The organism is Filimonas effusa (assembly GCF_004118675.1).
Classification (GTDB): Bacteria; Bacteroidota; Bacteroidia; order Chitinophagales; family Chitinophagaceae; genus Filimonas; species Filimonas effusa.
The window spans coordinates 1,153,234-1,171,352 of sequence record NZ_SDHZ01000002.1; the positions used below are offsets into that span (position 1 = coordinate 1,153,234).

The following is an 18,119-nucleotide window of genomic DNA, read 5'->3' on the forward strand; positions in this document are numbered from 1 at the left end:
TTTTATGGCTATTTGTTTTTAATTCTTATTGCAGATAAACACGAATGGTTTGGCCAATGATCGTTTTACGATCTGGCGTTTTACCTGATCAGGTGTGCTAAAGATCTTGTGTTTGGGAAAATGAATGATCTCATTCGCAATGCTGAATGCATCGATACTTTCTACATGTACCAGAAGTTCGTTCAGCATTTCAATTTCAGTTTCCTGTGCACCCGGATCATGGGTATTACTTTTTGTCAGCACCAGCAAGTCCCTGTTTGGGGTATTCATACACACGTTGTTTTCAAAATATCGGATTAATAACTATTCAATTTTCGCTAGCCTACAATGCCCCTTCTGGGAGGACAGCCGCAGCCATGTTTTTTGGACGCACCGCATGATGCCATCAGTACGCTCAATAATAACAATAAAAAAATACTTTGGTTTATCTTACGCCTCATAATATGTATTTCTAAATTAAGTCTTTTCTCTGCTTTGATGAAAAAAAATAACAAGGGGACGGCGCTGGTTGCCCCTCTCGATTGGGGGCTGGGTCATACCACACGCTGTATACCTGTGATTAAACTATTGCAACAGAATGGTTATAAGGTAATTGTAGCTGGAGAAAAGCGACAGGTGCAATTGCTGCAGCAGGAATTTCCCGATCTTTTTGCGCTTGATTTACCAGGATACCGGATCCGTTACACGCAATATAAACGATTACTTCCACTTAAAATTTTATGGCAACTGCCTAAAATTCTACGGGCCATAAACCAGGAACATAAGTGGCTGAAAAAGACAATAGTTGCACATAACATACAGCTGGTAGTTTCCGATAACCGCTTTGGCTTATGGAGTTCCGGCTGCACCTGTGTGTTTATGACGCACCAGTTGGCTATTCAAATGCCTTTCAACTGGTTAGGCCGTATCACCCAACGTCTTAACTACCAGTTTATCAATCGCTACGCTGCTTGCTGGGTGCCCGATATGGCTTCAGCAGGCGTGAACCTGGCGGGAGCGCTCTCGCATCCCTCTCTCCTGCCGCGTATACCGGTTCGTTATATCGGCCCGTTGAGCCGCATACAACCTGTTAATGCAAACAATAATGAACCTTATAAATACAAATGGCTATTTGTGTTATCCGGCCCCGAACCCCAACGCAGCCTGCTCGAACAAAAACTACTTGCCGCAGCAGCCATACTACAGGAGCCGGCATTACTCTTAAGAGCTTTGCCCGGAGATACGGCTTTACCCAACGCCCCATCGAATTGCACCGTAGAGAATCACCTGCCCGGTAATGCCATGGCACAGGCGTTTGCCGACAGCGAATTCGTGGTAAGCCGCTCTGGCTATACTACCGTGATGGAATTATTGACTTTGAAAAAAAAATCGGTGCTGATTCCCACACCAGGACAAACCGAGCAGGAATACCTTGCCGGACATCTGCTTCGCCAGCAGTGGTGCTATAGCTGTGACCAGGATGACGATATTACCTTACATCTTAAAAAAGTAAACCGCTTTGCCTACATCGAACCGGAAGACTTTAAGAGTAATCTGCAGGAAGCGCTTGATCAACTGAACATGCCGGAACTTAACACGCACGGGCAGTAATAATAACGGCAGCATACATGTTCCCCGCCATAAGGCTACAAGTTTGAAATTCGGAAGACACAGCGGATTTCCCGTTTTTGCTTTAACATTCAGACAAAGCAATAAAAACTGCTACAGCACATTCTTGGGATAATCGAAAAAGAGAAAAGACTTAGCAGCTGTTTTAAAATCCTGCCAGCGTTCTGTTGCTACTTCTACCGCAAAAACAGCACAGGTGGGCATATTATCCAGGCGCACCTGGGTTAACCCGTTCACAAATTCGGTGATACCAGGATTGTGTGCACACATGATCACCGTTTGCAATTGATCGTCAAGTTGGACAATAAGCTCATCGAAAGTTTGAGGGGGGGCATGGTACAAACGAGGTTCACGCACTATTGCAGCCGATTTTAGACCATAAGCTTCCGCAAAATAACCAGCTGTTGTCATGGTGCGTTTGGCTGCACTCGACACAATGGCATCTACCTGCGGCAGGCGTTCTTTTAAACGCATTGCCATCACCGGCGCATCACGAACTCCTCTGTCGTTCAACGGACGGTCAAAGTCGGTTTCAACACCTGAACTCCAGCTGCTTTTAGCATGACGGATGAGGATCAGCTTTTTCATAATATCGGCTATTTTACCTGGCTATTCCAGCAAGGATTATTCCCATTAATAGCCCCTCACGTTCTTACCATCCATATAGTTGATGAACGCTTTGTTCACTACACGGTTACCACCAGGTGTGGGATAGTTACCGGTAAAGTACCAGTCGCCCAGGTTGGTGGGACAACTATCATGCAAATCTTCAATGGTCTGGTAAATCACCTGAACGGGAATAGACACGTCGGAAGGAGTAATCAGTTCTGCTATTTTTACCGAGATCTCTTCAGGTGTAAAAGGCTGGAAGACCTTCCTCACCACGTTTTCGGTATGCAGTTGGTTGGTACGCTGTAATTCCTTGCAGCGGTCGTAAATATCGGTCAGGGATTGTTCCATGCCTCTCTCCTTCAGCAGTTCAATAGCAGCACGGAAGGCGATGAAATCACCCAGTTTGCTCATGTCGATACCATAGCAATCGGGATAACGGATCTGGGGAGCGGAGGAAACAACAATGATCTTTTTGGGATTCAGTCGTGCCAGCATACGTACAATACTTTGCTTGAGCGTAGTACCCCGTACAATGGAATCGTCGATCACAACCAGGGTATCTACGCCTTTTTTAACGGTACCATAGGTGATATCGTACACGTGCTGTACCATTTCGTTACGGCTCGCGTCTTCAGTAATGAAGGTGCGCAGTTTCACGTCCTTGATGGCAATTTTCTCCTGGCGGATCTTACGGTTGATCATTTCGCTCAGCTTCTCCTCGTCAAAGTCTTTACCCCAGCTCATGATACGCTGGATCTTGATTTGGTTGAGGTAGTCTTCCATACCTTTTACCAGGCCGTAGAAAGCCACTTCGGCGGTATTGGGAATATAAGAGAAGATGGTATTCTTAAGATCGTAGTTAATGTCTTCCAGCACCCTTTTGCTCAGGTGATGGCCAAGGGCAATACGTTCGCGGTAGATCTTTTCGTCGCTTCCGCGGCTGAAATAGATCCTCTCGAAGCTACAGGCCCTTCTTTCCCTGGGGGCGATGATCTCTTCGATAGCGTAATCACCTTTTTCGTTTACGATGATGGCAGTACCGGGCATAAGCTCGTGTACTTCGTTCTCGCCTACATTAAAAGTGGTTCTGATAGAAGCCCTTTCACTGGCGGCAACGATCACTTCATCGTCGATATAGTAATAGGCGGGGCGGATACCATGGGCATCACGCATCACAAAGCTATGTCCGTTACCCAGCAGGCCTCCGATGGTAAATCCACCGTCGAAAAGCGGGGTTGCTTTCCTGAGCACTTCGGTAACATTTGCCGCGTTAGGACTAACGGTATCGGCCTGGGTGAGGAAGTGATGGACCACTTCCATCATGGCTGCCAGATCGCTTTGCTTCTGGAAAACCCCTGGATCTATATTAATGAGGTCGAATAATTCTTCTGTATTTACCAGGTTAAAGTTACCGGCAAGGGCCAGGTTTTTACCCGGAACGAGGTTACGTTTGATGAAGGGATGGCAGAACTCTACATTGTTTTTGCCCTGGGTGCCGTAGCGCAGGTGCCCTAACAGCAACTCGCCCAGCATGGGCAGGTGACCTTTCATAAGTTCAGGATGTTCTTTGATATCGGGCTGATATTTTTCAAACTCCTGGAGTTCCTGGCCTATTTTGAAAAAGAGATCGGCAATAGGCTGCGGAGCATTACTACGCATCCGCTGCAGGAAGGGTGAGCCTGTTGCCACATCAAGTTTAACAGCAGCGATACCGGCGCCATCCTGGCCGCGGTTGTGCTGTTTTTCCATGAGGAGATATAGTTTGTTAAGACCGTACATGACGGTTCCGTACTTCTGAAGATAATAGGAGAACGGTTTCCGGAGGCGAATGTAGGCCAGGCCACATTCATGTTTGATTTCTTCGCTCATGGTTATTAAAAAGAAGCCGCAAAGTTACGATTGTTCCGCTTTCAGAAAAGAGTTTTATTACAAAGCCTTCGTCGCCGGCGTTAAACTTTCGGCCAGCCAGAGGAATTCAGATACAAAAACATCTATATTTTTCTGAAAAGAGGGGTCAATAAGATTACCTGCCTCATCAAATTTTTTATCGATATGGGGAGTAATAAGCATATATGGCGATCCAATGCCAAATAAACCATTGATAAGCAACTGCATTTGCTGACTGGCCCTGATTCCGCCCAAGGCGCCGGGAGAAGCAGTGACTATTCCAAATGCTTTATGTTCCTGTTTGGGAAAATGATCGAAAAGGATCTTTATTGCCGGGGTATAACTGCCGTTGTATTCGGGACTGACCATTATAAAGGCATCGGCATTAAACATGCGGGAGGCCAATGGTTGTAAAGTTTCAGGGGTACTGCTTACGCTGGTAAAAACTTCTTCCTGCAACAGGGGCAGTGCCCAGTCTCTCACGTCCAGGAGCTGCACCTGGTGATTAGAGGTAGCGGAGAGATGTTGTTGGAGATAACGGGCCACCCGGCGGGTTTTGCTCTGCACCCTGGGGCTGCCTGCTACGATTTCTATATTCATAGCTCAAAAATAAAAAGGAAATGCCTTTTCTTCCCACCCTGCGTCTCCACCATTCCTACTCAAACACACACAAAACCATTATCACGGGAAGAAAAGGCATGATTTCCTTATTTCTTAGCCTGGAGGTTCAGCTTCAGGTTCACTTCTTTCTGGATCATCCAATCCTGTGGATTGTTAGGTCCTTTATAGTTCATACCCCAGATGGTACGGTCGATGTTGAAATTAGCTTCAGCGCTTACAGCATCTGCAGTAGCAGTTACTTTGGCAGGGAAGGTTACATTTTTAGTGCTGTCTTTCAGGGTAAGGTTACCGCTGATCAGGTGCGTAGCACCAGCCAGCAGGCTTTTTTGCCTGGTACTGTCGTAAGGCTCCACCTTAGTGATCTCGAACTTCGCAGTAGGATATTTCGCTACGTCGAAGAAATCAGCGCTTTTCAGGTGACCTTCCAGCATCGCACGCTTAGCGGTATCGGTGAGATCGATATCACGGATAGAAGCAGTGCTGATCTCGAAAGAACCAGCGGTAAGGTTACCGTTGTCTACTGATAAAGTACCAGAAGTAACGGATAAAGTACCGGTATGAGGATCTACACCACCTTTGTGGGCAGTATGCCATTCAAGGCGGGTAGCAGCTGTGTCGATTTTTAAAGCAGCGCCTGTAGTAGCAGCAGCTTCTTGTTTTTCACCGGTTGCAGCTGCGTCGGAGTTAGTTCCGCCGCCGCAGGAAGTAAGTACGATAGCGCCAACTATGGCAGCAGAAAGTGCTTGTTTCAGCATTGTCAAAGTTTTGAGTGGTTATGTAATTAAAGATTAAGCTTGTTTGATCATTTGAATGTTCAGCAACAGTTTCACTTCGTCGCTCACTACCAGTCCACCCGCTTCAGTTACAGCGCTCCAGCTTAAACCAAAGTCTTTCCTGTTGATCTTACCGGTTGCCTCAAAACCTGCTTTGGTTTGGCCGTAAGGGTCAACTACCGTACCAGTATACGTAACGTCGAGGGTAATGGATTTTGTATTGCCGCGAACTGTGAAATCACCGGTTAATTTATACTCGTCATCGCTGATCTTAGAGATGCCGGTAGAAACAAAACTGATCTTGGGAAATTGATCAGCCGCAAAGAAATCTTCACCTTTCAGATGACCATCACGCTGTTCATTTTTAGTGTTGATGCTGTTTACGTCTGCTTCAAAACTTACTTTGGCATCGGAAAAGTCTTCTTTCTCTGCCTCCAGGGTAGCGTCGAACGAAGCGAAACTGCCTGTTACGTTAGTGATCATCAGGTGTTTTACCTTGAATTCGATGTCGGAGTGTGCGGGATCAATTTTAAAAGTTGCCATGATTGTATTTTTTTGAGTACGATAATGTTTATTTAATATGAGTGTATATACATCTATTAGTATAAAAAAAAGGTATTAGTCCCTGAACCGATCTAAAAGATCGTTCAGTTGTTCCAATTCGTCATCATTAAGCTTGCAGCTGCTCTCATTCACATTTTCCATTACTTCATTCACCGTATCGAGCATATTGATACCTGCCAGCGTCAATGTTATTTTTGTTTCCCTTTTATCTTCGGCCGAAGTGTTGCGTTTTACGAGCTTTTTCACTTCCAGACGGTCTATGATCCTTGGTACGTTTGAGCTGCGTTCCAGCATCCTTCCGGCAATATCTCTAACACACATTTGCTCAGGATGTTTGCCTTTCAGTATTCTTAATACATTATATTGTTCGGGTGTTAGCCCGTATCCCTTTAATGCATCACTTACAGAACACCGAACCTGGTAAGCAGTGTACATGATATTTAGTACTGCTTTCACTTTCTGATTTTTAAATCCCCTGGTTTGTATGGCTGTTTCTAACTTCACAACACAAATGTATGTACATACATCTAATTAGCCAAAATAAAATTGTTAATACTATATACAAAGAGGGTGTATCAAAATTTGATACACCCTCTTTTATTGAAAATCAGCTTTTTATTTATCGATTGCTGTAGCAGGTGAGCCGCAGCAGCTTTCTATTTCGCCTGGGCCGATACTACATGCATCCATTCGCCAAGGTTAGAGCAGCCTCTGAACTCTTCATCAATATTTACGTAGTAACCGGGAATATGCTCCTTAAACCATTTGCGCATTACCTGTTCTTTTTTCTCTTCAAGTACCCTTCTGGCAATACGGTCGTAGTCGTCTTTCATATTTTCCCTGTGCGGGTTAGACTTTGTTTTCAGCATAACGATACGTACCACTTTACGGCCACGTTCATCGGTATAGGCCATTGGAGCGGAGATATCACCTACTTTCATAGTACTCAGCGCCTGAACGATATCGGCGCTAAGCTGATCGATGGGCACCTGGTTGGAACCATCCTGCTTGTTGGTAATGATACCACCATTAAATTTACCGGCTTCGTCTTCGCTGAATCGCACCGCTTCATTAAAAGTAAAGAGACCAGCTTCGATCTTTGATTTGATACTGTCGAGCTGAGCTTTCGATTCGTTTACTTCTACATCGGTAACGCCGGGAATACGGAGAATATGTCTTACAATAGCGTCGTCGCCGGAACGGCTAACGAGCTGAATGATATGATATCCGAACTTTGATTTTACGGCAGAGGAGATCTGGCCTTCTTTCAGGCGGAAAGCGGTAGAAAGGAAAGTAGGGTCCCACATACCTTTATCGTTACGGTTAAGGCTGTACTGGCCGCCGTTTTCTTTCACACCGGGATCCTGGGAATAGAGTTTTGCCAGGGCTTCAAAGCTTTTTCCGCCGGTTTCTACCTGCCTTTTGATATCATAAAGCTGTTTAATGACATATTCGTCTACGTCTTTATTGGCTTTGGGATATAATACGATCTGGCTTAATTCCAGCTCACTTTCATAGAAAGGAAGGCTGTCTTTAGGGATCTTGTCGTAGTAGGCCTTTACTTCTACGGGGTTCACCTTAACGTTGTCGAGGATCTTACCGCGCATTTGTTCTGCGAGTTTTCTTTCCCGGAATATCACACGGAAATCGTCTTTCAGCTGGTAAACAGTTTTACCGGCAATTTCTTCCAGCACCTGCTGTGAACCATACATATTGATGAAGCCACGCACCTGGTTATCGAGCAGGGCTTCAATTTCGTCTTCAGTAACAACAAGGGAGTCGCGCTGGGCCTGGAGCACAAGGGCTTTGCGGATGAGTTCAGATTCCAGCATTTCGCATTCAGTAGGAATAACAGTAGCGCCTTGCCTTTTGTAATCGGCAATCGCGTTCAGGATATCTGAGCGGAGGATGATTTTATCACCTACCTGGGCAGTGATCTTATCTGCCAGGATCTTCTTACTCTGGGCCTGGGAAACAGAAACAACGCCCAGGGCAACCAATGAACAAATGAGTAATTTCTTCATATTCTATATAGATACCGTCAAAAATAACCATTCAGCGTGTGCGAATGGCGGGAGATACATCTTTTAACAAAAAAAAGAATGCGGATTGGGGATTAGTTCTTAAAGCACTACGCCAACCCTGGGGTTGGCGTAGTTTATTGACGATGAGTATCCCGTTCAGGGATTACAGCGTACGTTTTACTTCTTCTTCTTCGAATGCTTCCACGATATCGCCTACACGGAGATCGTTGAAGTTTTTGATGGTTAAACCACACTCGTAGCCTGTAGCCACTTCCTTCACGTCGTCTTTGAAACGTTTCAGGCTGCCCAGGTCGGCATGTGCACCTTCGCCTTTGGGGAATTCAACGATACCATCGCGGATAACCCTGATCTTGTTGTTACGGGCGATCTTACCGTCGAGCACGTAACAACCGGCAACAGTTGCCTTGTCGAACCGGTACACTTCACGTACTTCAACGTTGGCCACGATTTTCTCCTGGATCTTGGGTTCCAGCATCCCTTCCATCGCGCTCTTGATTTCTTCGATCGCGTTGTAGATGATGGAGTAGAGTTTAATTTGTACACCTTCATTTTCAGCCAGTTTATTGGCCTGCATGGAAGGACGTACGTTAAAGCCTACGATCACCGCGTCGGAAGCTGTCGCCAGCAATACATCGCTTTCTGAGATCTGACCTACTGCTTTATGCACTACGCGCACTGCAATTTCCTGCGTGCTAAGTTTTTGTAAGGAGTCGCTCAACGCTTCTACCGAACCATCCACGTCACCTTTGATGATGATGTTAAGCTCTTTAAAGTTACCAAGCGCCAGACGACGGCCGATTTCATCGAGTGTGATATGTTTTCTTGCACGTAAACCTTGCTCACGCATGATCTGTGCACGTTTGGTAGCAATATCTTTTGCTTCGCCCTCATCGGCATAAACTTTCAGTTTCTCACCTGCCTGTGGAGCGCCGTTCAAGCCGAGGATCACTACAGGTGTGGAAGGTGGTGCCTCCTGAACCCTTTGGTTCCTTTCGTTGAACATGGCTTTTACGCGGCCAAAGTATTGACCCGATACCAGCAGATCGCCCTGGCGTAAAGTGCCGTTCTGAACCAGGATAGTAGCTACATAACCACGTCCCTTATCAAGCGATGCTTCAATAACGGAGCCTGAAGCTTCCCTGTTGGCGTTGGCCTTCAGGTCAAGGATCTCGGCTTCAAGCAGGATCTTTTCAAGCAGCAGGTCTACATTCAGGCCTTTTTTGGCAGAAAGTTCCTGCGACTGGTATTTACCACCCCACTCTTCTACGAGGATATTCATCTGAGACAGCTGCTCGTAGATCTTCTGAGGGTTGGCGCCATCTTTATCTATTTTGTTGATAGCAAACACCATTGGCAGCGATGCAGCCTGGGCGTGAGATATCGCTTCTTTTGTCTGAGGCATCACTGCGTCGTCGGCAGCGATTACGATGATAGCAACGTCGGCGGCTTTGGCACCACGCGCCCTCATCGCAGTAAACGCTTCGTGACCGGGGGTATCGAGGAAGGTGATCTTTTTACCTCCGGTGGTAGTTACCTGGTAGGCACCGATGTGCTGGGTGATACCACCCGCTTCACCTGCTACCACGTTAGCGCTACGGATATAGTCGAGCAACGAGGTTTTACCATGGTCAACGTGCCCCATGATGGTAACAATAGGCGCCCTTGGGAGCATGTTCTCCGGATCATCCACCAGTTCTTCTTCTTCCTCTTCATTTACATCGTCGAGGCCGATGAATTCTACTTCGAATCCAAATTCACCTGCAACAAGTTCAATTACTTCGGCGTCGAGACGCTGGTTAATGGATACCATGATACCGAGGCCCATACATTTACCGATCACTTCGGTGAAGTTCACATCCATGAGGTTGGCAAGTTCACTCACGGTAACGAATTCCGTTACCTGCAGTTTGTTATCATCACCCATTTCGCCCATTGATTCGGCGGCTTCCTCACGTTTTGCTCTTCTGTATTTGGCTTTCAGGCTCTTACCGCGTCCACCTGCGCCTGCAAGTTTGGCTTGTGTTTGCCTGATCTTTTCCTGGATCTCTTTCTGATCGATCTCCTTCACTTCCTGTGGTTGTGGACGGAAATCGCGGTTGCCGCCATGTTGTGGACGGCCTCCACCTGGTCTGTGCTGACCGCCGCCGCGGTTCTGACCTCCGTGGCCACCACCCTGGCGGTTGAAGTTGCCACCCTGGCCTTGTCCTCCGCCCTGCTGGCCACCCTGGCGGTGCTGACCACCACCTTGCTGGCCGCCGCCGCGGTTATCGCGGTTGAAGTTGCCGCCACCTTGTTGCCCCTGGCCTTGCTGGTAAGGAGGACGTTGCCCACCCTGCCCTTGCTGTCCGCCCTGGTAAGGAGGGCGCTGGCCTTGTTGCTGACCGCCCTGGGGCTGGTCACCTTTTTTATCGATGGGAATACGCTTGCGTTTGCGTTTTTCCTCACGGGGAACGGCTTTGGGTCGGGTGTCGTTATCTACAGGCAATTCTATTTTGCCTAAGATCTTGGGCCCCTCGATCCTTTCGGCTCGAATGTTTTCTACCACTCTTGGAGTAGGTTCTGCAGGATGTTCCTCCTGCGTAGCGGGTGCTAAGGATATTGATTCTGACACAACTTCAGCTTTCTGCGGTTGAGGTTCTTTGGGTTCCTCCTGCTGTTGAACAACGGGTGGAGGAGTCGCTTTTTTAGTTTCCTTTTCAACAGGAGCAGGGGTTTCGGCCTGCGGCTGTTGTGTTTGTTCTTTTTGCTGGGGCTGCTGTTGCGGCTCCGGCTTATTGGGTTTGGGTGTGATCTTTTTAGGTCTTGTAGAAGAGTCGATAGTAGACAGGTCTATCTTGTTGATGACTTTAAGTCCTTCGAATCCCGGGGTTTCAACTTTTGTGATTTCGGATTCTGCTGGAGTAACTTTCTCAGCATTTTCCTGAACTGGCGGCTGGGCCACAGGTTCTGGTTTTGGCTGAGGTTCGGGTTTTTCCTGGCGTACCTCTTCCTGAATGGGAGCAGGTGGCGGCGCAGGAGCTGCCGGTTGTGGTTGAGGCTGAGGTTCCGGTTGCGGAGTTACTGCCACCGGCGCTGCAGGGGCAGCAACAGGTGCTGGTGCCGGAACTGGTGCAGGAGCTGGTTCTTCCGCCTTAGGTTCTTCTTTTACGACTATGATCTTCTTCTCTTCTTTTTTAGGCAAACTGGCTGGTGCAGGCTCTTCTTCCTCCTTCTTCTTTTTCTCGCCCTGCATGCCCTTGGGAATTTCGATAAGGTCAGCCTTGTTCCTGGCCACTTTATCGCCCTGGAACTCACGTTGCAGCGCATAGTACATCTGCTCCGAAAGCTTTGCGGTTGCTTTCAGATCATCACGTTGAAAACCTTTGCCTACAAGGAACTCGACCAGTGTATCCTGGCCTATGTTGAATTCCTTGGCGGCAGCCAATAACCTTGGTAATTTCAATTCTGACATATTTATTTTACCACTTGCGGCGGTCCCCAACCGGGCCTTCCGCAAGCATTTTTTGACTTAATTATTCTTTCTCGAACTCTTCCTGCAGTACTTTTCTCAGTTCTTCTATCGTTTCTTTCTCGAGATCAGTTCTTCTTTCTAATTCAGACACCGTTAAATTCAATACGCTGCGTGCGGTATCACAACCAACTTTTTTCAGTGCATCGATCACCCATGGTTCAATTTCATCGGTAAATTCATCGAGGTCGATATCAAACTCTTCAACTTCTCCTTCATTATCGCGGTAAACATCAAGTTCAAAACCTGTCAATTCGCAGGCCAATTTAATATTCACCCCTCTGCGGCCAATGGCAAGTGACACCTGATCGGCCTTCAAATATACGTCAGCATGTTTTTTGTCGGCGTCAATATCCATATAGCTGATCTTCGCAGGCGTCAGAGAACGCTGGATGAGCAGCTGTGTATTGGCTGTAAAATTGATAACGTCGATATTCTCGTTTTTCAACTCGCGAACGATACCATGGATACGGCTACCTTTCATACCAACGCAGGCGCCCACCGGATCAATTCTGTCATCGAAACTCTCGACGGCCACTTTTGCTCTTTCACCGGGTTCACGCACAATTTTGCGGATGGTGATGAGGCCGTCGAAAATCTCAGGCACCTCAATTTCCAGCAATTTAGCCAGAAAATCCGGACTGGTACGACTGAGGATGATAACGGGAGTATTATTTTTCATGTCAACGCGCCGAACAACGGCACGTACGTTCTCTCCTTTTTTGAAATAATCCTGCGGGATCTGTTCGCTTTTAGGGAGAATGAGCTCGTTTCCTTCTTCATCGAGCATCAGCACTTCTTTCTTCCACACCTGGTAAACTTCGGCGCTGATGATATCGCCTATGCGGTCGCTGTATTTTTTAACCAACACGTTCTTTTTCAGGTCGCTGATACGGCTGGCGAGGGTTTGTTTTGCTGCGAGAATAGCACGGCGGCCAAAATCGAGCATGTCAACTTCCTGGTATAATTCTTCTCCTACTTCAAAGTCGGGTTCTATTTTAACGGCTTCGCTGTAGGCAATTTCCGCCAGCGGATCCATCACTTCTCCATCTTCCACGATCATCCTGCGACGGATGATCTCCAGGTCACCTTTCTCAGCGTTTACGATAACGTCGAAGTTGTTATCATCGCCGTACTTCTTGCGAAGCAACGTTTTAAACACGTCTTCTACCACTTTCATCATGGTAGGGCGGTCTATATTTTCAGCATCTTTAAAGTCCTGGAATGCTTCGATGAGGTTGATACTAGCCATAACTTACTTTTTAAATTCCTCCGGTCCTTTCCTTTTATAAGGCAAGGGCGGTGTTTTAAAATTGAATTTGAACGGTTGTTGTTTTTATGTTATTAAATGGAATCACCAATTGCTGTGTTACCGCTTTCTTTCCTTTGCCGGAAGTGTGTTCCAGCAAAAGATCTTCCTCTGTCACCTGCAATAGTTTCCCTTCTTTAGTTTCTCCGTCGAGGAAAACCACTTCTACCAAACGCCCTATATTCTTCACATATTGTCTGTGCAGCTTTAAAGGCTCGCTAATACCTGGCGAAGAAACTTCCAGAGAAAATTCCCCTTCGGGATATAAAGCTGCTTCTTCCAGCATAGCGTACAGTTTCCGGTTGAATTTCACACAACGGTCAATGGGAAGGCCATTGTCGCCATCGATATACACCTTAATGTTATTGGTAGGTTTGATTTTCACCTGCACTTTGAAGAATTCCGGCTGGTCGGCCAAAAGCTGATCTACCAGTTCTTCGATCTTTTGTATCGGTAATTCGTTGCTCATGTCTGATAAAAAGAGAAGGGAACATCTACTGTTCCCTTCTTTCGTTTCATTTTGCTGGTGCAAATGTACAATGGATTTGAGCGGATTCCAAATAAATATTGATGACGGATATCAGCTAAGGGCGACAGTAGACGCCAGGAGCAATGATGCCGTCCGGGTCGAGAGCGGCTTATAAACGGCTTTAAGGCGGCTCGGAGATGGCAAGTAGCCGGGAGTGGCTCATCATTCCCGGACAGCATGATGGTTAAGCAAATGCAAAAAAAGGAGGAACGGGACCTGCTACGCGGGGCAGACTCCTTACCTTTACCTGACTATGATGAGGTATATTTTACTGGCTTTTGTCTTTTATATATTGTACAAACTGATCTTTGATTTTGTCATCCCTGTATCCAGGGCAACCTCACGGGTACGCAGTCAAATCAAGGAAATGCAAAATATGCAGGAACAGCAGTTCAGGCAGCAGCAAGAGCATACACATACGCAAAGTTCCGCAACACATACTACTAGTTCCTCCAGCGCGTCCCAGAACCGGCCTGCATCCTCCGGGAAAGAAGGCGATTATATTGAGTTCGAAGAAATCAAGTGATTTTAGCCCTCCAAACCAGGAAGCTGGCTTTCGTTACACTATCTGCTCCCGTTCAACTAAATTAATGGAGCCGCCATCAATCCGGAATAATTTAGCGCTGCAAGTGACTTTTCAGCCAATAAATAACACCTTTCAGCGGCATATCGTATAAATGCTGCTGATCGGGAGAAACCTGCGCCTCGCAGGATGTTGTCACCGTTGTGGTTACGTGTACTTCGGTAGTGGTTACAGATGTTCCGGCCATTCTCTTTTTTTTGCTTTTGGCAGAGCAGGCAGTAAATGCGATCAGTAAAATAATTAAAAGGGTTGGTCTCATATCATAAGCCGAAGCAGGCATCTGTTCCCGCCGCGGACAACCAAGACAACGGCAGGTTGTAAATAGTTGCATCGGGGCAGACTTAAATTCCTGATTTTAAAATCCAAGGTTAAAATGCAAGTGTTTTAATCGAAAAACATTAAAAACAACACCATCGGCCGCACATTTATAGTAGCCAATTACATTCTTAGCTATAAGCTCAATTCCAGTACGGTAGCGGGTGGTTGCAGAAGGATGGTCTGCAAACCTGCTTCCTGGGCTCCGGCAATGTTCTTTGGCGTGTCATCGATAAACAGCGTTACAGCCGGATCAAGTTCCTCAGCCATACAAAGGCGGCGGAAAGAATCCGGGTAAGGTTTTCTTACACCCAGCGTATGGGAATAATATGCTTTAATAAAGAAGTCGTCGAAGTTGCGACCGCCAGACATAGCGGCATAACCGGCGCTGAAGGATTCGTGGTGAATCTGGTTGGTATTGGAGAACAGGAAGATGCGGTATTTGTCCTTGATTTTATCAAGCCATTCCAATCTTTCCGGTGCAAACTTACCCAACATCGCATTCCAGGCATCGCGGATCTGGTCATCGGTAGCGCCGATACCCGTTTGTTTTCTTAACTCACTGTAAAAATCGTCCGGAGCGATGGTTCCGGTTTCAAGCTGTTCGAACAGCGGGTTGGCGTGCGACTGGGTAAACCATTCATCGAAGTCATTCACTCCGAGGTTAATAAAAGCGTCGCGTGTTGCACCGTAATTGATATCAATAAAGATTCCACCGAGGTCGAAGATAATATTCTGAATGGGTTGCATGTGGCGAAGATAGGGATAGATGAATTATTTCCGGAAAACAGAGGTGGAGCGTAACTTACGGGCATCGCGGGTTAAACTATTATATGACATTGAAAAAACTTGCAGGCAAAATCCATTTATGGCTGGGCCTTGGTTCCGGGCTGATCGTTTTTATGGTAGCCATCACAGGCTGCCTGTATGCTTTTCAGGCGGAGATCCAGGAGGCTACGGAGCCATTTCGCTTCGTAAAACCACAGCAACAGCCGGTATTACCGCCTTCTCAGCTTGGGCGTATTGCAGATAGTGTGATGCCCGGAAAACATATTACCGCTCTTCTCTATGGCAAGCCAGGAACTGCCGCCCAGGCGATGTACTGGAAATATGAAGCATATTATGACCTCGTATTCCTGGATCCCTATACCGGTGCAGTGCAGCAGGTGAAGGATATGAAACATAGCTTTTTCCCGTGGATACTGGAAGGGCACGAATTTCTTTGGCTGCCGGAGAAGATTGGTCGGCCCATTGTGGCTACAGCTACCCTCCTGTTTGCGGCATTACTGATCAGCGGGCTTTATTTATGGTGGCCGCGAAATAAGAACGGAAGGCGGCAACGTTTCAGTATTAAATGGAATGCACGTTGGCGCAGGCGTAATTATGACCTGCACAATGTCCTTGGATTTTATATTCTTACGGTTGGGTTGATATTGGCAATAACGGGACTCGTCTTTGGATTTGAATGGTTTGCCAAAGGTGCTTACTATGGACTGACCGGCGGAAAAGAAATGGTTCCCTATTTTGATATGGGATCTGACACCACAGCTATAAGTGAGCATACTATCCCACCGGTAGACCAGGTTTACCTGCATATGCGAAAAGCGTTTCCACAGGCGGAGAACATCCAATTGTATTACCCTCAGAATGAGGCATCGGCCATTGATGCCAATGCCAACCCGGATGCTTCTACCTATTGGAAAGTAGATTATACCTATTGGGATCAGCATACACTTAACGAGATTCCGTCCCGGCATCTCTGGAAGCGGTTCCGGGAGGCGAATGCCGGTGACATGCTGATGCGGATGGCCTACGATATTCATATCGGCGCCATCTGGGGACTATGGGGGAAGGTACTGGTATTTTGCACCAGCCTGGTGGTGGCATCACTGCCGGTTACAGGATTTCTGATATGGTGGGGAAGGCGTAATAAGCATAAGAAAAAGGGTACCCGGAAATGGTCGTTGCGCCTCCGGAGAAAACACATTAAAGAAAAAGTAGAAAAAGCGTGAAAATTTGATATACAACACCTATTTTTGCGCTCCCGATAAGGGGAACATCTCTTAGAGATGAGGGCCTATAGCTCAGTTGGTTAGAGCACCTGACTCATAATCAGGGGGTCCCAGGATCATGCCCTGGTGGGCCCACAGAAAAAAGCAGTTACATACGAAAGTTGTAATTGCTTTTTTGCTTTGCCCCAACTGCATCAAAAATACCCGGTTAACCTCCTCTTTTTCTTCTATGCGCGCTGCTTTGAAATGAACCTTTAAAGTAGGCATGTGGTAAATATGAAGTCATATTAAAATTTATTGTGCAGAATAAAAAAAATAACATATTTTTAATCAGTTGACCATATTTATCCGATCCGAATGAACCCTAGATTACTTGCCATTATACTTTTTCCCTTAGCCCAATTTTCCGCCCAATATCTTCAGGCACAAGGTCTTATTACAGAAAACGGTTCTCACCTTGTTGTAAATGGCGCAGCCAGTATTGTGATTAATAATAGTGGCTTTAATAACTCGGGAAACTTTGTACCCGGAACCGGAACAGTAGCTTTTACGGGAGTTGCCGCTTCAGAAGTATCTGGCGCGCATCCTTCCAGTTTTTATAATTTTCTGATCAGGAAACCTGGCAGTTCACTCACGCTTTCACACAATATTGGTGTTTCAAATATCCTTACTATGGGAGACGGGCTTATTAACCTGAATGGTTTTGACCTGGACCTTGGAAGTACGGGCGCTATTTCAGGAGAGCGGCCATTATCACGCATCACGGGGACCGTGGGAGGATCTCTGATTCGATCTGCCATACTAAATGCACCTAACCAGGTAAATCCGGGCAACATTGGTGTGGAAATTACCAGTAGCGGCAATGCCGGTCTTACTGTTATCAGACGCAGCCACCGTTCAGTTCAGCTGGACGGCGGCTTTGGCATGCAACGTTTTTATAATTTCTCTGTTGCCAATGCGGGTAATGAACGTTATACTTTACGGTTTCATTATTTTGAAGAGGAACTGGCAGGCATCAGCGAAAGCGAGCTGGCAATTTATTCAGTAGACGCTGCCAATCCGGGCGGTGATCTGGAGCAAAGCAGTGTAACGAATGCCGCAGCCAACTACGTGGAAGTAAGTAATGTATCGCTGACGGGCAGCTTTGTTCCCGCCAGTAATATATCGGACCCGGCACGTTCTTCATATTTTGCTGTGGCAGCTGTAAGCAACAGGGCATTATTGAGCTGGGGCACCTTATATGAAATCAATACAGATCATTTTGAACTGGAAAGGTCTTTAGACGGCAGTTCGTTCAGCCGTTTTGCGATTGTACCGGCCGCGGGCACTGTTATTATTTCGAACGATTACACTTATACCGATCCGGAACTGTTGCAGGGACCTTATTTTGGCACCAGTCCACGGTATTACCGTTACAAAATCGTATTTAAAGATGGTCGCTCCAGCTATTCAAATATTATATCCGTAGCTCCGGAGGGCTATCCAAATCATATTTTAAGCGTCTATCCGAGTCCTACAACCGGACCACTAACAGTTCGATTCAGCAGTTTCCGCAATCAGAAGGTAACGCTGCAGGTAGTGGACAATCTTGGCCGTGTGGTGGAACAGAAAGAGACAAATGCGGTTATTGGTCCTAATATGATCAGTTGCGACATCAGTCATGTAGTAAAAGGAATTTACTATGTGCGCCTGCTAAATATCGAAAAACGAGCCTATAAAATCCTTAAGCAATAATAAAAGACAAATTCTGCTA

The 18,119-nt window shown here is 46.6% G+C and carries 17 protein-coding genes and 1 tRNA gene; 5 read left to right on the top strand and 13 right to left on the bottom strand.

What is annotated here, in order from left to right; genetic code table 11:
- Positions 1–18: 18 nt before the first annotated feature.
- On the bottom strand, positions 19–270 hold the full coding sequence (locus tag ESB13_RS15950; RefSeq protein WP_129004630.1) for a hypothetical protein: 252 nt from the start codon (positions 268–270) through the stop codon (positions 19–21).
- Positions 271–477: 207 nt separating this feature from the next.
- On the opposite strand from ESB13_RS15950, the gene ESB13_RS15955 reads away from it, so the two are divergent.
- Positions 478–1,590, top strand: coding sequence for a UDP-N-acetylglucosamine--N-acetylmuramyl-(pentapeptide) pyrophosphoryl-undecaprenol N-acetylglucosamine transferase (locus ESB13_RS15955; protein WP_164974233.1), 1,113 nt, complete (start codon positions 478–480; stop codon positions 1,588–1,590).
- A 111-nt stretch (positions 1,591–1,701) separates the two neighbouring features.
- On the opposite strand, the gene ESB13_RS15960 is transcribed toward ESB13_RS15955, so the two are convergent.
- The 10 genes from ESB13_RS15960 to ESB13_RS16005 form a co-directional block, all read right to left on the bottom strand.
- Positions 1,702–2,196 carry a SixA phosphatase family protein gene (locus tag ESB13_RS15960; protein WP_129004632.1) on the bottom strand — a complete coding sequence of 165 codons (495 nt, stop codon included), beginning with the start codon at positions 2,194–2,196 and terminating at the stop codon, positions 1,702–1,704.
- Between the two features lie 45 nt (positions 2,197–2,241).
- On the bottom strand, positions 2,242–4,089 hold the full coding sequence (locus ESB13_RS15965; protein WP_129004633.1) for an amidophosphoribosyltransferase: 1,848 nt from the start codon (positions 4,087–4,089) through the stop codon (positions 2,242–2,244).
- Between the two features lie 57 nt (positions 4,090–4,146).
- Entirely contained in the window at positions 4,147–4,707 is a 561-nt protein-coding gene (locus tag ESB13_RS15970; protein WP_129004634.1) for an NADPH-dependent FMN reductase, read from the bottom strand.
- Between the two features lie 107 nt (positions 4,708–4,814).
- The gene (locus ESB13_RS15975; protein ID WP_246022578.1) at positions 4,815–5,483 is read right to left on the bottom strand and encodes a YceI family protein; all 669 of its coding nucleotides are present in this window, start codon (positions 5,481–5,483) and stop codon (positions 4,815–4,817) included.
- Positions 5,484–5,516: 33 nt separating this feature from the next.
- A complete protein-coding gene (locus ESB13_RS15980) occupies positions 5,517–6,044 on the bottom strand; it encodes a YceI family protein (protein ID WP_129004635.1) in 528 nt (175 codons plus the stop codon).
- Positions 6,045–6,119: 75 nt separating this feature from the next.
- Positions 6,120–6,569 carry a MarR family winged helix-turn-helix transcriptional regulator gene (locus ESB13_RS15985; protein WP_129004636.1) on the bottom strand — a complete coding sequence of 150 codons (450 nt, stop codon included), beginning with the start codon at positions 6,567–6,569 and terminating at the stop codon, positions 6,120–6,122.
- 152 nt (positions 6,570–6,721) lie between these two features.
- The gene (locus ESB13_RS15990; protein ID WP_129004637.1) at positions 6,722–8,089 is read right to left on the bottom strand and encodes a peptidylprolyl isomerase; all 1,368 of its coding nucleotides are present in this window, start codon (positions 8,087–8,089) and stop codon (positions 6,722–6,724) included.
- Positions 8,090–8,252: 163 nt separating this feature from the next.
- A complete protein-coding gene (gene infB / locus ESB13_RS15995; protein ID WP_129004638.1) occupies positions 8,253–11,561 on the bottom strand; it encodes a translation initiation factor IF-2 in 3,309 nt (1,102 codons plus the stop codon).
- Between the two features lie 61 nt (positions 11,562–11,622).
- On the bottom strand, positions 11,623–12,870 hold the full coding sequence (nusA, locus tag ESB13_RS16000) for a transcription termination factor NusA (protein ID WP_129004639.1): 1,248 nt from the start codon (positions 12,868–12,870) through the stop codon (positions 11,623–11,625).
- A gap of 55 nt (positions 12,871–12,925) precedes the next feature.
- The gene (locus ESB13_RS16005) at positions 12,926–13,396 is read right to left on the bottom strand and encodes an LSm family protein (RefSeq protein ID WP_129004640.1); all 471 of its coding nucleotides are present in this window, start codon (positions 13,394–13,396) and stop codon (positions 12,926–12,928) included.
- Between the two features lie 313 nt (positions 13,397–13,709).
- Between ESB13_RS16005 and ESB13_RS16010 the strand changes: the two genes are divergently transcribed.
- Positions 13,710–13,982 carry a DUF4834 family protein gene (locus tag ESB13_RS16010; protein ID WP_129004641.1) on the top strand — a complete coding sequence of 91 codons (273 nt, stop codon included), beginning with the start codon at positions 13,710–13,712 and terminating at the stop codon, positions 13,980–13,982.
- A 91-nt stretch (positions 13,983–14,073) separates the two neighbouring features.
- Here the strand turns inward: ESB13_RS16010 and ESB13_RS23815 are convergent, their stop codons facing one another.
- Both ESB13_RS23815 and ESB13_RS16015 read right to left on the bottom strand, forming a co-directional pair.
- Positions 14,074–14,226: a hypothetical protein gene (locus ESB13_RS23815; protein ID WP_164974234.1), complete on the bottom strand. Its 153-nt coding sequence runs from the start codon at positions 14,224–14,226 to the stop codon at positions 14,074–14,076.
- A gap of 263 nt (positions 14,227–14,489) precedes the next feature.
- A complete protein-coding gene (locus ESB13_RS16015; protein ID WP_129004642.1) occupies positions 14,490–15,104 on the bottom strand; it encodes an HAD family hydrolase in 615 nt (204 codons plus the stop codon).
- A gap of 83 nt (positions 15,105–15,187) precedes the next feature.
- Here ESB13_RS16015 and ESB13_RS16020 point away from each other — a divergent pair, with 83 nt between their 5' ends.
- From ESB13_RS16020 to ESB13_RS16030, 3 genes are all read left to right on the top strand, one after another.
- Complete coding sequence (locus tag ESB13_RS16020; RefSeq protein WP_129004643.1) at positions 15,188–16,366, top strand: PepSY-associated TM helix domain-containing protein; 1,179 nt, start codon at positions 15,188–15,190, stop codon at positions 16,364–16,366.
- Positions 16,367–16,427: 61 nt separating this feature from the next.
- Positions 16,428–16,501 (top strand) — tRNA-Ile (locus ESB13_RS16025).
- Between the two features lie 222 nt (positions 16,502–16,723).
- Positions 16,724–18,100: a T9SS type A sorting domain-containing protein gene (locus tag ESB13_RS16030; protein WP_129004644.1), complete on the top strand. Its 1,377-nt coding sequence runs from the start codon at positions 16,724–16,726 to the stop codon at positions 18,098–18,100.
- The last annotated feature ends 19 nt before the right edge of the window (positions 18,101–18,119 follow it).